Below are 14061 nucleotides of genomic sequence, written 5' to 3' on the forward strand. Positions count from 1 at the left end.
CTTTCGCGGATTACGTATGAACAAAAATGGAACCCAGCTTCGATTTTGGCGATAAATGTCGCAGCCTTCTACTTAACTGTAAATATTCCTTGCCTGTGCAACCGCGCCGATTCATTTCGAATTTGTTAATTCGTTTGATTCTTCGGGCAACAACAATAATGAACATCCAGTGGTTGGGGCGCGACGATTGTGCAATCGTCGCGGAGGATATTGCACGGGCACGGTCCACATTGCTCTCTCTCAGAGCAAGGATCGACACGAATGGGCATGATAAGGTCTATGCCTACGGGCAGGCACTGCTTCACGTAGCGGGGCTGATCTCGACCACATTTGGAGTGAGCGAGGAATACGCTCTGACTGCTCGCAACATGGGATGCGAGGAGATCGACCGGGTCTACCGAGATCTCTTTAGTTGCGTCCGCCGTTGCCGAAGCATTCGGGACGAAGGCACACCCGGTTCTGAGATGGCCGACAACCTGGCAATGGCCTGCTCGGTCCTGAAAAACCTATACCGGATGCGATTTCATGCAGAGAAGGCATCAGGAAGTCAGAAGGTCGAGGCTGAAGACCTGGCGGATCGACTGACGACGCTTGCGCAAGCACTGACAGAGCTCGGAAGCGAAGCCGAGGCGACCTCGTATGCAACGCCAATGAAGATGGCGGCCTGATCGATGTCACAGGGCTTGCTGGCAACAAACCAAGACACATTCTCGGAACCGAAGTTCCGCTGCTGCGTTCCTGTGCCGGTCAAGCTTCGGACGTAGCGATCATGACGACCTCAACGGATGCAAAAGCTCTGATCAGAGAGGCTCAGTCCGCCCGCCTGCGAGCCCACCTCTGGCGGCGGCTGGAACAGTGGCGCAAAGCTCGTCTTGCCATGAAGAAGGCGGCATAAGCCGAACTATTTCGAGGCTAAACTTCTCGAAATCGCCACTTTCCCCTTCCAGAGCACGGCAAAGATTCCTGCCTCTGGAGGGCTCACATGAGCTTCGATGGTCATGAAAGGCCGTTCCCGTCATGGTTCCCGTACTTCTTCGTCGGGCTGATCGTGGCGGGGGGCATTGCTTATTATGCCCTGCACTAGCGCTTGTTGGCGCGGGCATCCAAGATCTGCTGGATGAGGGTCCTTAGAGCCTCGACAGCGACTGGACCGCGCAAGGCTACAATCCCGCGCTCAAGAGTTTTCCCATTCTCGTCCTTCTTCCCATTGAAGAATTCCTCGCGCTGGACCTTGGACATCTTCAGCATGGCGCGGGCTTCGCATTCACGCTGCCATTCCTCAGACCAGGTGTTGACTGGCTGGCCAGTGATTTCCGAGATGGCGGTGGTGTCGCGGGAATAGGTGCTCATGCCTGATGTTTCGCCAAAGAAGATGGACAAAGGGTTGAAGGGCTAAAACAAAGACCGGGCTGATGGGCCCGGTCCTGGTAGCATGTGAGATGTAGCAGATTCCAGCTTTACGCTGCTTTCACACCTGAGAGGAAGGTAGAAACCTCGCGGCTGAGATCGTTGGAATGCCGCGAGAGTTCCTGAGCCGCGCCAAGGACTTGGGAGGCGGCAGCGCCCGTCTCCCCAGCGCCCTGCTGCACGTCCACGATGCTGCCCGTCACCTGTTCGGTTCCGCGGGCGGCTTCCTGCACATTCCGGGCGATCTCGGCGGTCGCAGCACCCTGCTCCTCCATCGCGGCTGCAATCGAGGTCGAGATCTGCGACATCTCGGTGATCGTGCGTGCGATCTCCTGAATGGCGGCCACCGTCTGCTGCGTCGCCTGCTGGACGGAGCCGATCTGCTGCGAGATCTCGTCTGTGGCCTTGGCCGTCTGGGTCGCCAGGTCCTTCACCTCCGAGGCCACAACGGCAAAGCCCTTGCCGGCCTCACCGGCACGTGCCGCCTCGATGGTGGCATTGAGCGCCAGTAGGTTGGTCTGGCCGGCAATGGTGTTGATCAGCTGAACCACGTTGCCGATCTTCTCCGCGCTGGCGGCCAGTTCCTGAACCGTGTCGCTGGTGCGCTGGGTGCCTCTCACCGCCTTGTCGGCGACCTGAGATGACTGAGCCACCTGGGAGGCAATCTCACGGATGGAGATGGACAACTCCTCAGTGGCTGCTGCTACGGTCTGCACGTTGGCCGAAGTCTGCTGGGCGGCTGATGAGACGGTCACCGATTGCTGCGTGGTCTGACCGGCCACGTGCGTCATCGACTGTGCGGTCGCTTCCATCTCGGTGGCGGCAGACGACAGACCTTGCGTGAGCGCCGATACGTTGCTCTCGAAGCGCTTCGTGAGTTGGTCGAGGACCTCGGCACGGCGCATCTTGGCCTGGTTCTCCACCTCCTGCTCGGCCGCAAGGCGGCGAGCCTCAATGGCGTTGTCCTTGAACACCTGCAAGGAACGGGCAAGCGCGCCGACTTCGTCCTTACGTTCAGTACCCCTCACGTCGACATTCAGATCACCATGAGCAAGACGGCCCATAGCTCCGGTCATCGCGCTGAGTGGGCGAACGACAGCAAACACGACGATCGAGCCGAGAAGTGCTACCGCGAACAGGATGCCGACCGCAGAGGAGGCAATCAAGATTGTAGAGGTCGACGACGCAAGCGTCTCGGCCTCGTTTGCGGCCGCATCAAGGGTCTTCTGATTGGCTTCAATGCGTTGCGTTAGAGAATCGCGCAACTGACGGCGGACATCGCGCCCGGCCCCATTAGAAATCTCTAGCGCGAATGAATCCTGATCTCTCATCGCGTAGCTGACGCTGGTGTCCATCAGACCGAAGTATTTGCTGATAGTCGCCTTGAGTTCCTCGTTGATGGCCCGCCGTTCCGGCGAACCGGAGAGCGCGATCAGCTCGTCGGCGTGTTGAAGCGCAAGCTTCTTATACTGCTGGTACACCGCCTCGCCGCTCTTCAGCCGGTCCGGCGCGTCAGACGAGACGAGGATCAGGTTCTTTTCCTGAATGCTAGCCTCATTCACTTCAGCATTGATCTTCAGGATCGTAGTGAGGCGAGCCGCCTCGACTTCAGCCAATTCTTTTGTATCGGCGGACAGGCTGTTCAGGCCGTTATTTGCGATGGCGACCAAACCGATGGTGATGGCGACAAAGATTGTTGCTGGAATAGCCAGTTTGACTATCAGCTTAAGATTATCGAGGAAACGCATATTCTTTCGTTGACCTGCCCGCTTCGCCGCGAGAGGCGCACGCCCCCATGGCGCGCCAAGTTACAGGTGCCCAACCTCTTAGTCGACAAAGCTTACGTAAGGCTTGATTGGAACAGCTCCAATCTTAACCCGTGCATTAGGCAGATGGATTCCGGGGAGCGAGGTCCCGCAGTTGATGGCACAAAGGGCCAAACCGCTCCTAATCGTCCTCTGTCACTGCCACCTTGTCGATCTTCGGCGTTTCCGACGGCACTGGGGAGAGATTCAGCCGGACCAGGACCTCGTAGACAGAGCGAGGATCACAGGGATCCGTTCGGGCGGAACATTGTTCGAAGTAATCCAGATATTCATCACATTGAGAGGGGCGTTGCGATTGAGGCAACTCGGAGCAGTAGGCATAGGCCTGCCGGATGAAAGCGACAGGATCTGAGGGGCTCACCATTCCCTGCTGGGCATATTCGGAGATCTTCTGGTGGCCAATGATAACGGAGGCAGGGCCCAGAAGGATGGCAAGAGCTGTAAAGCCAGGGTGTATCTTCCGCATCGGCCTACCTCGGACTGCTATGGTTAAGGCGAAGTTAACCACGGACCTGTCGGCAGGGAAGCCAGTGCCTAGATAGGTAGAGAACTGACAAACATCGTTTCAAGGTATCAGACACATGGCGAGAGGCCCAAAGGACGAGGACGAGCAGACAGAAACCAAGGGTCAGGCCAGTACCCCCCAACTTGACCGGCTAGAGAAACTCGCGAATGCAGCAGCGACCGCGGCGCAGGGGAGGCAGTGGCGCGCGCGGCAGAATGGCCTGCAGGAGCAGGAGGAGCCATCGGAGGTGCGGAACCTCAATCACGATGCTGATGCCAGAGCACAGGCTGAAGAGGCCATGCGGCAGATGATGGCAAAGCCGCAAGGCAAAAGGCGGCGCTGAAGGGCAAAGGCTCATTAAGGAACTGTTAGGTTCTGGCTGGTCATGGTCGCGCCCCATTACGCATGCCTATGACAGACAGGCCCATTGTAGGAGTTTGACTATGACCGAAGCGAAAGCAGCCAAGAAGCCAAACCCGGCCCTGGCGAAGCCGCTGCAACCCTCAAACGAACTCGCAGCCGTTGTCGGCTCGTCTCCCCTGCCCCGCACGGAGGTGGTGAGCAAGGTATGGGAGTACATCAAAGCCAACAACCTGCAGAACCCGGCGAACAAGCGTGAGATCCTGGCGGATGACAAGCTGCGGGCGGTCTTTGACGGCAAAGACAAGGTCAGCATGTTCGAGATGAACAAGCACTTCGCCCGGCATCTCGCCTAGCCGAACTGGTGCAGGGGCCTGATTGGCCCTCCACCAATTGTTAAGCTTGGCTGTTGCAATGTGCCGTTGACGGGCGCGTTGCGTATCAGCCCGAACACTCTCCATCGCCCCCAAGCGTGGAGCCTGGCCCTGGCTGAGAGCCCTTACCTCTCGGCTAGGGTTTTTCGTTTTTCTGAGCCGTCCGTTCGCACGCATCTTCATAGCTGCGGATGTCCACAGGAGGCGGTGGAATGCGCGGGTACTTGTGCCGGCAGACGAATCCCACAGGGACTTTCGCTTGATTAGTACACTGTGACGGCGGCACATAAGAAATCCCACGCGGCGCTTGATTCGTCCCTTAATGGAGAACTGCGCCGTGAGAATCATCAGAAACACCTGGGAACCCGTTCAAGAGATCTGTGCGCGACTGAGTATTCCCCGGAACAATAAGATTGTTGCTTCGAGAGAAGACAACACGAAGTCTCATCCTCACAGGTCTTCCCTGATGGGTCTGCGCAGAAAAGTCTTCCGCTATGGTCGGCGTTACGGCTTTCTCATCGGCTTGCTCTTATCGGTGCCTAAGGTGCCAGACTTTCTTGACTTCGTACTACAGCTGATAGGGTAGGCACCTCGCGTCACGTGAATTGCGACCACTAAGCCCGGATGCGGTGGTCACTGGCTGTGACGCTGGACTGGGAGATCAGGTAGGCATCTCGGTTCTTCTTGAACGTCGCCGCTTTCTCCAAATCCTTCAGGATCTTCTTCTGCGCAGGCACCGCCTGCTGGGCATACCGGGCGCATAGGCGCGGAAGCGAGAACGGTACAGCGAGTTGCGGCCGGTTCTTAGGGATGGCAGCCTGGATGAGGTTTACCTGTTCGCCAGCCACAGGTAATCCGCCCTCGTCACCGAGCAGGAGCATCAGGTTCAACACCGCCGATGGCATCGCCCGCACGAGCTCCTTGCCCGGCGTGGCTGCAGCGATCTCGAGATACTCGGTGCGCGACAGGGTGATGCTCAGGGACTGGTCCCGTGTCAGAGGCCCATCTGCAAGATCATGAAGCGCCTGCCGGAAGATTTGCTCCCGCGCCCGAGCGGCTTCATCGTGCCGGCCAAAGCCGGCCTTCTGCCGAATCCACTGCTCAGTGGGTCCTTTAGGACCGACGGCCACGATCGAGGACTTGATCAGTCCTTCGGCAAGGCTGGGGCGAAGCTGATCCTCCTTCTCTGCACTGTCGATCGTGAAGAAGCGGATGCTCGTGTTTGCCACGATGCTTTTGATCTCGGGAAGGACACTCGGATCGAAGGTGGTGATCGAAAAGGCGGAAGCCTTGCCACCGACGGCATAGGGGTAGAGATCGGCAAAGCGCTGGCGCAGCCGGCAATAGGCGGCCAGCAAGTCGCGCCGCTGCGGCGTGAGCTGGTTGGGGCGGTCCAAGACAATGGAGCGTAGGTCGGGCCGAAGGCTGTGAGCCCCAGTTGCGCGTTCCACTAGACGGGTTGCCGCGACGTTGAGCAACCGGGCCAGGAGCGCCGCCTTGTCCTTCAGAAGATCGATGGCGGCCGACATGTGAGTGGCGCTGGAAGGATCGGCAAAGCCGGTCAGCCATGGCAGGGCAAGAGGCCGGGCTGTCTGTAGGCTCTTAAGGAACTTGCGCTGCTTGTCGGTGGGGCTGGCGCTCTCATAGTCCCCATCGTGCCGGATACCCACGAAGGCGACATACTTGCGGGCGACGTCTTGGGTCTTGCAGAGGAACGCCTGCTGAGCGCCGGTGCGCTCATCGTGAGTCGCAACGAGCCAGCGGGGAAGGTCCGGCGCGGCCTCAGGATCAAACAGCCCGAACTCCTGCAGATCGCAGAACAGAGCCACACGGCTAGAGAATTTCTTGGTCTCGGAGTCATAGCGGCGCATGCCGGTGGTCATAAGACCAGCTGCGAAGGGTTTCGGCACTGGGAGGGTATCCTCGTCGCCGATCTCCATGGTGGGGTCGAGCGGGTCATCGTACTGCTCGCTGTCCCCCTCACCCATCCGGAGCCGGATCTGACGCTGCCGCTCTTCGATCTGCTCGCGCAGGCTCGGGTCCTTGTCGAACCAAGCCTCGAACTGCTCCCGGATCGGCGCAGCGAGACCTCGGACTTGGCGGCGGCAACGCTCCGGGTCGTTCCGGCGCATGGCGTCGATGTCACTGAAGATGCGCAGAATGGAGTTGCCGACATCAACAAACACCTGGTGGGTCTTGCCAGAATCTTTGTGGGCGCGCTCGCCCCGACCGCTGATCTGCTTGACCGGACCAATGGAGCGCTCCTGACAAGCCAGGATGTTGAGGTCAGTCTGAGGAACGTCGGTGCCAACACCCAGAGCATTCACGTTGACCAGGATGTCGAATCCGCCGGCGCGGGCCGCGTCCAGAAGTTCGTCCCGCTTGATCTTACGCCCAACCTCCTCACCCTCTTCCAGTCCCTCTTCGGTGCCGTTGCGCCAGACGCGGATTTCGCCGGCCACAACGAAGGCGACACGAGGCTTTTCGCCAGCGCGAGGGTGTTCAGCAGGGAGGTTCTCTTGAGCCAAGAAGCCGGAGAGCTCCTTGGCAAACTCCACGCTGTCGCAGTGGATCATGGCGAGAGCCGCTTTTGCTGCTCTCTTGGCCCAGATCCGGGCAACGGCCGCCACGATGAGAGCGGCGATTGCCTTGTCGCCCTCACTGGCCCCTTCCTTGAAGAAACGGGAGAACGCCTGCTGAGAGGCTTGGTCGACCGATTTGTTCTCAGCCAGCAACGCGAGGAAGGCGCTCTCGATGAGACGTACCGCATCGGTGCCGAGATGAGCTTCAAACTCACCCGTGGCGATGTCGAACCTGGTGGGAACCGTGCGGCCCGTCGCCAGCACCTCGTCATAGGTGGCAACGTCGATCAGATCGTGCTCGATGCTGGCGCCGAAGGCGTCCAGCGGGTCTTTGCCGTCGGTTCGAAACGGAGTAGCCGTCAGGACTATGCCGGAGCCGCCGGCATGGGCGACTCGGGAGAGGACCTTTGCGAGTTCGTCGGCGGCTGCCTTGTGGCCCTCGTCGATGAGGACCACCCCTCCCCGCTTTCCAAACCGATCGAGGGAGCGCAGGAAGTCCTCATCATCGAGCTTGTTGACGAGGGACATGTTGGTTGCGGGAATGACATCCGCATCGAGCGTGTTGCGCTGCATCGGGCCGTCGCCGATGGCTTCGTTCTTGGCAACGTAGAAAGCGGTTTGCGCGCCCTTTACCGCAGGGACGTTCTGGAACTGGGCATAGTTCTGACGCAGCAACGAGACGTCAGGGTGCAGGACCAGGATGGGCTTACCTAGCGAGACCGCATCCTCCGCAGCACCGGCCGCGAGCAGACTCTTACCACTCCCAGTAGGGGCGAGAACCGCACCCGAGCGCCCACGCTGAATGGCTTCCCGCACCGAGGCGGCAATCCTGGCCTGATAGGGCTCTGCCTGCTTGTCGCCGATCGTCCGAGACAGCGCTGGGACAGGTATATGAGGCAAAGCATCAGAAGGATTGGAGGAGGGTCGCATCGGTCAAAATCTTGAGAAACAATCGGAAAACCGGAAGGACGGGAAGGGGTAAGCCGCGCACGATGATTCGCAAATCATGAACGCCGCTCGTGATGTGCCCTGATTATACCCTGAAGGGTTGCGTCAGGCAGCGCTTATTGTCAGGTTCACAGCGACACAGTTGTCGGATTGAGACGAAACTCAAGGATGCCCAGACGGAAGGTTCCACCCGTGTGCAATCTCTATAGCTCCTATGCCACCCAGGCCGCGATGCGTCAGGCGTTTGATGTGACCCGTGACAGCGCAGGCAACGTCCCTCCCCTTTCAGCAATCTTTCCGGACCAGATGGCACCGGTCATCAGGAACCATGATGGCGAGCGCGAGCTGATCCAAATGCGCTGGGGCTTCCCCCCTCCCCCGAAGGTCGGCCATCATCCGGTGACGAACGTGCGCAATGTGGGCTCACCGTTCTGGCGCGCCTGGCTGAAGCCGCAGTACCGAGTCCTTGTCCCGCTGACCTCATTCTCAGAATATAAAGATACAAAGCCTCGTAAGACTCCGGTTTGGTTCGCCCTGAATGAAGAGCGCCCCCTTGCCGCGTTTGCTGGCATTTGGCGGCCATGGACCGGCGTACGAGGAACGAAGGCTGATCCTGTTGAAGGTGAACACCTGCTCTATTCATTTCTCACATCGGAGCCAAACGGTGTTGTGGGACCAATCCATCCAAAGGCGATGCCGGTGATCCTGACCACGCCTGAAGAATATGACGTATGGCTCAATGCCCCGACTGAAGAGGCGCTGAAACTTCAGAGGCCGCTGCCGGATGAGATGTTGATGATTGTCGCAGAGGGTGAGAAGTCCGACAAAGCTGCATAGCGTGCAACCGTCCGAGGATCTCTCCCACGGCACAAACTGAGTGAGCGAGCATGGGTGTGATGCGCTAAGTCATTGACGAACCGAGAACTGTAGATTTCGTAATCCAGAGTCCGAACTGGAGCTTCGTTAATCTTCAGCCCTGTCAACGAGTTCGAAAACCAAATTCTTTAGTTTGGCGTTTAGAGTCCGTTAACCTTTGGCTCCTAGCCTGACATCGAATGAGGCGTGCAGGCCGGTGGCCTCCCCTCATTGGTGCCGAGCGCTCATCGATTGATGATCGATGCAAGGAGCAATCCGGATGTCAAAGCAACATGTTGATCAAAATTCGGGGATGGATGCCGCCACCTCTCAAGGATCCGAACCTTCAAAGATCGTGACTGTTCACAATCGTAAGGGTGGCGTCGGCAAGAGCGTCATTGCCCGATCTCTGGCGGAGGTCTGGTACCAGCAGGGTCGCCAAGTATTCCTTATCGATATGGATTCTCAAAGGTCGAGCTACCGTGAGGACCATCCATTCGCTAAGCAGAAACCCCCCTTCCCTTTTGAGGCGGCGACGGATCCGGTCAAGGTGAAGGCGCTCCTCGAGCAGTACGCTGACACCCACCACATCGTCATCGATACGCCCGGCAAGTTGGCCAAGGAATATCTGTTCGCTATGGCGGTGGCCGACATGGTGGTGATTCCGACTAAGCCAACGGCAGACGATTACGAACCTACCGCCGACGTCGTCAAAATGATCAAGGCTACGACCCGAGAGCCCGCGATCATGAAAATGCGTGAGGGAGTTCCGATCCAGTTCCGGATTTTGATGAACATGACGGACCCCCGCAAGGCGAATACCGAGGTGTTTCGGGAGTTCTATCAGAGACAAGGAATTCCGCTCTTCAATACCGAGATCCGTGACCTTGTTGCCCTGAGCAATATCAAAATGACCGGTTTCCCACGTCCAAACACGAATGCTGGCGCGAACATCAGAGCCTTCATCCGTGAGATCGAAGATCTGATGATGACGCTGGCAAAGGCCGCTTAAAGGACCATTGAATATGAGCAGCACGAAAGGCAAAAAGGGCCAACTGTTCGCGGCGTTCCACGTGGACGACCTCCCGGATGTGGATGAGACCAACTCCTCCTTGAAGCCGGCAGCCGCTCCCTCATCTGAGGTTGCGACCGGTTCCGCTACGATCCACCCCATCTCGCCCACAGTGTCGGTCCCCGCCCAAGCTCCCTCCCCTGCTCCTCATGAACAGGTGAGCGCGATTGAGACTGCAATGGGACCCGGGATTCCGGAGAGCGGCGCTGAAATCCAGGTCGAGCAATCGCTAGCTGAGACTGAAAAGTTCGTCGCCGATGTGGTCGCGTCTGCGGCCGCTCCCGAAGCGCCCGCCCAGGCCGATCTTCCTCAGGAGGCGAACCAGGCGTCCGAAGAAAAGCCCCAGACGTCCGGTCAGTCCCGCGGCCGGTCCCGGTCTCAGGGGCAAGCAGCTCCGGCTCCCAAGTCGAACATCAACGCGCTGATCGCCTCAGTCCCCCGGGCCGAACCCCAGAAGCGGCGGGCTAATGATGTTCCACTGAATCTGCTCATTCCGCCGAATGTGAAGAAGCAGCTTGTGGATGCCGCCTCAAACAACGGGGTCTCGATCCGAGCCGTGGTTCTTCACGCGCTGAAGCTGGCTGGCGTGGAAGTTAAGGACGAGGATATCCCTGATCTGCGCGGCCGCGGCGGGTAGGATCACCTCCCCTCCCCTATCAGACAAGCAGGCGCCATCCTCGGATGGCGCCTTTTTTGTTGCCGCCGACCGGGCGGCCGAGAGGAGTTTATATTTCCCGTACGGCCCGCCCTACCCTGAGTGTCCAGGTTCCAGATCCTTTGATTTGTATTGTCGGTTCCTGATCAGGGGCTCAAGAGTGTAAATCACCGACTGAGGAGATAGGAGGCTGGGCTCCATGGTCATTAGTCGAAATCAAAGACAACAACTGTGACAATCCAAACTGTAGAATTCAATGTCGTTAGTCCGGACGCCATAGTCCAAATACCAGACAATCGATCGATGATTTGGGCTTGTATTGTTTGGAAGCGGGAACATGGTGTCGAGTTTTCTCAATCCGCAATGACGGGGCCAGACTACAAGATGAAGAATCCAGACTAAAGAGGCCAAAGCCTTTGGTCTGCGTTAGATGTTCGGCATTCATCATTGCACATTCCATAGTAGCTAACCCCGAACCCAGCTTCCTGACTGAGGGTTCCAACTTCTCAAATCTACGAACCTGATTGCGGTCTCTGGGGTGCAGATTCCATACGCTGTCTTCATCAGTGCTGAGTATGCATTGTAGCCTCAGGAATACGCACCCCCAACTCGTGAGCGATGAGTCTGTTTTATGCAGTACAATTTGTGGACCCGAGACTGGAAATGTCGGCTTCTTGAGGAACGAAAACACAGTTGAGAATACAGATTTCGGAGCCAAGACACCAAAGCAAATGGTTATGACCCCAGACTAAAGAGTCTACGTTCTGCGTTCTTTAAACCGTACCAAAGAGAACAGAGCCGACAATCTGAAATGTAGAGTTTGGACCGTGGAGTCCAGATGCTCGCATCCAGATCCTTTATTCAGCCACCAACAGTCTGTGATCGTAGGGCAGGGAGCACCGGTTCGGACTGACGGACTTGGGCTATAGAGACTGGTCTCCACATTCAGGGCTGATGATTAAGGTCTGCAGACTATGGGTTCTGTAGTCTACAGCCCATGATCCTAAACCCATAGCTCCAGGCCAGAGAACGTTTCCCAGCCTTTAGGCTGTAGGGTTTGAATTCTACAGTTCTCCTCTACAAACGAAACCCATGGCGTCAATCTCATGGCTTCTGGGTGAGCAGTTTAAGATAAACAGAACCAACTGCCGGGCTCGCTTTCGTTAGAGGCTTCCTGCAGTCCAGAGTATTGGGAATAACTCGTATATTCCAGCTTCAACAGACAGCACTACATAATCTGAAATGTAGAACTTGGTCTGTTGAGCATGCAATGTTGGGAGTGAAACCTAGACCAATCTTGTTGCTTTCGGCCGCCCTTGAAATTCTCGTCCAGGCCCGATCTTGGACCCATTTCAGGTACTCAGGGACCTCCGAGCCCCTGAATGCCGCTCTACGGGGCTCCTGATGCGGTTTCTGAACCCTCCGGATTTAAAGGATGGGGCAGCATCTGCAAATCTGGCGGCCAAGATCCGATTTCGACCTGAAGGGTGGAATTCCGGTTTCCGCTATCGATATGGTCTCGCAGGACTATTGATTAGCGCCACAGGGGAGGTTTGTTGGCTCGGCGTTTTAGTATCGATGAGAGGCAAGGGGACCTATTCGGGGCCGCGCCAGCGCCATCGCAAGCACCGAGGAAGTCACGCAAGGCTGCCTCAAATCCGCCTGAGGTCGTCCCGGCCCCGGAAATCGCAGAACAGCCCATACGCCAGCTGACGCGCCTTGATCTGGAAGAGGTGGTGCACGGCCTTGAGGATGACGATCTCGGGTATCTTGCGCTCCTGGCGACCCGACGGCTCAAGCGACAGGTAGCGCGATCTCAAAGACGGGCAGGGCGGGGGCGGGGAGCCTCCGGCCGGGTATCGCCGGCCGAGCGGAGCTTACGGGCTCTTGCAGACGAATTGCGGGTCTTCGACGATCATGATGAGGCCTGGGACTAAGGCTTTGTTGCTGGTTTTGCCCGGTCGAGCAGAGATTTGACCGACGAGGCTGACCAACTAGACCCGCCGCGAGGGGTTGGCTCCCGCATTTCCTCCAACTTGGCCGCGATCTGCCGGAGGCTCAGGTCTGGGTCGATCATCAGCATCGAACGGATCATGTCCGTCAGCCGTGTGCTGGAGGGGCGGCGAGGGGCGGGATCGAGGAGCGATTCATCCGCAAGCCCTTCAGAAACCATCCGTTTTACGGCCCTGCGAAGCCGATCGGCGTTCCATGACTGACCTGAGGCATTGAGGACCCGAACCACATCGTCCCAGCGATAGGCAGGCCGAAGGCGCTGCACAATCGGAAGCCAGGAATCGGCTGTGTTGATGAGGCCGTTAAGGCGGATCTCCTCTCTGGCGCCAATGGCCTTCCGAATGGCAGAGGCATCGTTCGCCCGAATTCCCGGATTGCCGGGGCGTTTCCCGCGGTTGGACGCTGCCTTGATCCCAGCCCGCGTGCGCTCCGAGATCAACGAGCGTTCGAGCTGGGCGACCGCACCAAGGACCTGGAGGGAGAACATCCCCTGAGGGGTGCTTGTGTCGATTGGGTCGCGGAGGGAGCGAAAATGAGCTCCCCGTGCCTCTAAGCTCTCGATGACGTCTAAAAGATGCCTTACCGAACGCGCGAGCCGGTCCAGTCTCACGACCACAAGGCTCTCACCAGCTTGGATCGATAGAAGAAGCTTCGAGAGTACAGGGCGGGCCCTGGATGCGCCGGATGCGAATTCCTGGTGGATTTCCTGGCACCCAGCAGCCTTGAGTTCATCGACCTGGGGGTCAGTCGCCTGGTCGTCTGTCGACACACGGGCGTAGCCAATCAGGCGAGGTTTAGAGGGCAATCGAGCCAAGAGAAAAACCGTTGTAGAGGCGAGGGAAGGGGACGAGGCGGCGCCGCACCGCGAGCCGCAACAACATAGCAGGAAAATGGTGCGCTGTACAATGTCGCAAGTTGGAATGAACCGGTCGGTTGATGTCGCCGCTAGAGGCCTGTTGGATCTGTTTACCGGTCGTACTTTCTTAGGCATTTGCGGGAAATGTGCTCTCTGAGCCGGCCGGGATAAGCCAAAATTGGCGTTGAACGCCCAAAATAGGCGCTGAACAGGCAAAGACGCTCCTTTTTGGGCAGCTGATCGCACTCACCTCACGTCGTAGTAAAATCCAAAAACACTTCCGTTGCTCGAAGATGGCTATTTGTTTAGAGTGGCTTACGTGATCGAGGGGGCGCAGACTTGCAGGTAAGCGGGGCAGATTAGGGGGCGAGCCCGGCTTAGGCTTGGGTCACAAGAACTGGGAGCGGTGGGATCCTCGGCTGATCCCCATTCAGCCCGAGGCGGTCCCCGAGATAGTCGAAGAACGACAGCCCGAGCTTGCGGCAGGTCTTCGAAAGCCCGAGCATCACGTCCCGTGCCACTCGACCATCGGCGCTCATCGTGCCGCCGGAGATCTTGCGCTTGATCACGCAGGCGCGCAGGTCGTTCTCGGACGCATTGGTGTGCAG

Annotated in this window: 11 protein-coding genes and 1 pseudogene; 6 read left to right on the forward strand and 6 right to left on the reverse strand. The window is 58.0% G+C overall.

Translation table 11 applies throughout. From position 1 onward, the window contains the following. The first annotated feature begins 26 nt into the window (after nt 1-26). A complete protein-coding gene (locus IC232_RS05510; protein WP_190843914.1) occupies nt 27-668 on the forward strand; it encodes a hypothetical protein in 642 nt (213 codons plus the stop codon). A 412-nt stretch (nt 669-1080) separates the two neighbouring features. On the opposite strand, the gene IC232_RS05515 is transcribed toward IC232_RS05510, so the two are convergent. After that, nucleotides 1081-1350 (reverse strand): hypothetical protein, encoded by a 270-nt coding sequence (locus tag IC232_RS05515; RefSeq protein WP_190843915.1) that lies wholly within the window; start codon nt 1348-1350, stop codon nt 1081-1083. Nucleotides 1351-1457: 107 nt separating this feature from the next. Then, complete coding sequence (locus tag IC232_RS05520) at nt 1458-3155, reverse strand: methyl-accepting chemotaxis protein (protein ID WP_190843916.1); 1698 nt, start codon at nt 3153-3155, stop codon at nt 1458-1460. Between the two features lie 659 nt (nt 3156-3814). On the opposite strand from IC232_RS05520, the gene IC232_RS05525 reads away from it, so the two are divergent. Together IC232_RS05525 and IC232_RS05530 are read left to right on the forward strand one after the other, a co-directional pair. Beyond that, nucleotides 3815-4081 (forward strand): hypothetical protein, encoded by a 267-nt coding sequence (locus IC232_RS05525; RefSeq protein ID WP_190843917.1) that lies wholly within the window; start codon nt 3815-3817, stop codon nt 4079-4081. Nucleotides 4082-4181: 100 nt separating this feature from the next. Continuing rightward, nucleotides 4182-4454 carry an SWIB/MDM2 domain-containing protein gene (locus tag IC232_RS05530; RefSeq protein WP_246498959.1) on the forward strand — a complete coding sequence of 91 codons (273 nt, stop codon included), beginning with the start codon at nt 4182-4184 and terminating at the stop codon, nt 4452-4454. Between the two features lie 632 nt (nt 4455-5086). Here the strand turns inward: IC232_RS05530 and IC232_RS05535 are convergent. Then, on the reverse strand, nt 5087-7984 hold the full coding sequence (locus IC232_RS05535) for a DEAD/DEAH box helicase (protein WP_246812043.1): 2898 nt from the start codon (nt 7982-7984) through the stop codon (nt 5087-5089). 210 nt (nt 7985-8194) lie between these two features. Here IC232_RS05535 and IC232_RS05540 point away from each other — a divergent pair, with 210 nt between their 5' ends. The 3 genes from IC232_RS05540 (at nt 8195) to IC232_RS05550 (ending at nt 10566) form a co-directional block, all read left to right on the forward strand. Then, nucleotides 8195-8839, forward strand: a complete 645-nt coding sequence (locus IC232_RS05540; protein ID WP_190843919.1) for an SOS response-associated peptidase — start codon at nt 8195-8197, stop codon at nt 8837-8839. Between the two features lie 298 nt (nt 8840-9137). Next, nucleotides 9138-9869, forward strand: coding sequence for a ParA family protein (locus IC232_RS05545; RefSeq protein WP_190843920.1), 732 nt, complete (start codon nt 9138-9140; stop codon nt 9867-9869). Nucleotides 9870-9882: 13 nt separating this feature from the next. After that, nucleotides 9883-10566, forward strand: a complete 684-nt coding sequence (locus IC232_RS05550) for a hypothetical protein (RefSeq protein ID WP_190843921.1) — start codon at nt 9883-9885, stop codon at nt 10564-10566. A 1670-nt stretch (nt 10567-12236) separates the two neighbouring features. On the opposite strand, the gene IC232_RS05555 is transcribed toward IC232_RS05550, so the two are convergent. The 3 genes and pseudogenes from IC232_RS05555 to IC232_RS05565 all read right to left on the reverse strand — a co-directional run. Continuing rightward, the gene (locus IC232_RS05555; RefSeq protein ID WP_190843922.1) at nt 12237-12404 is read right to left on the reverse strand and encodes a hypothetical protein; all 168 of its coding nucleotides are present in this window, start codon (nt 12402-12404) and stop codon (nt 12237-12239) included. Nucleotides 12405-12517: 113 nt separating this feature from the next. Continuing rightward, nucleotides 12518-13411, reverse strand: coding sequence for a recombinase family protein (locus IC232_RS05560; RefSeq protein ID WP_246812060.1), 894 nt, complete (start codon nt 13409-13411; stop codon nt 12518-12520). A 419-nt stretch (nt 13412-13830) separates the two neighbouring features. Then, nucleotides 13831-14061 (reverse strand): annotated as a pseudogene (locus IC232_RS05565) (hypothetical protein); the annotation flags it as partial.

The sequence above is a fragment of the Microvirga sp. genome, from assembly GCF_014699075.1.
GTDB lineage: Bacteria > Pseudomonadota > Alphaproteobacteria > Rhizobiales > Beijerinckiaceae > Microvirga.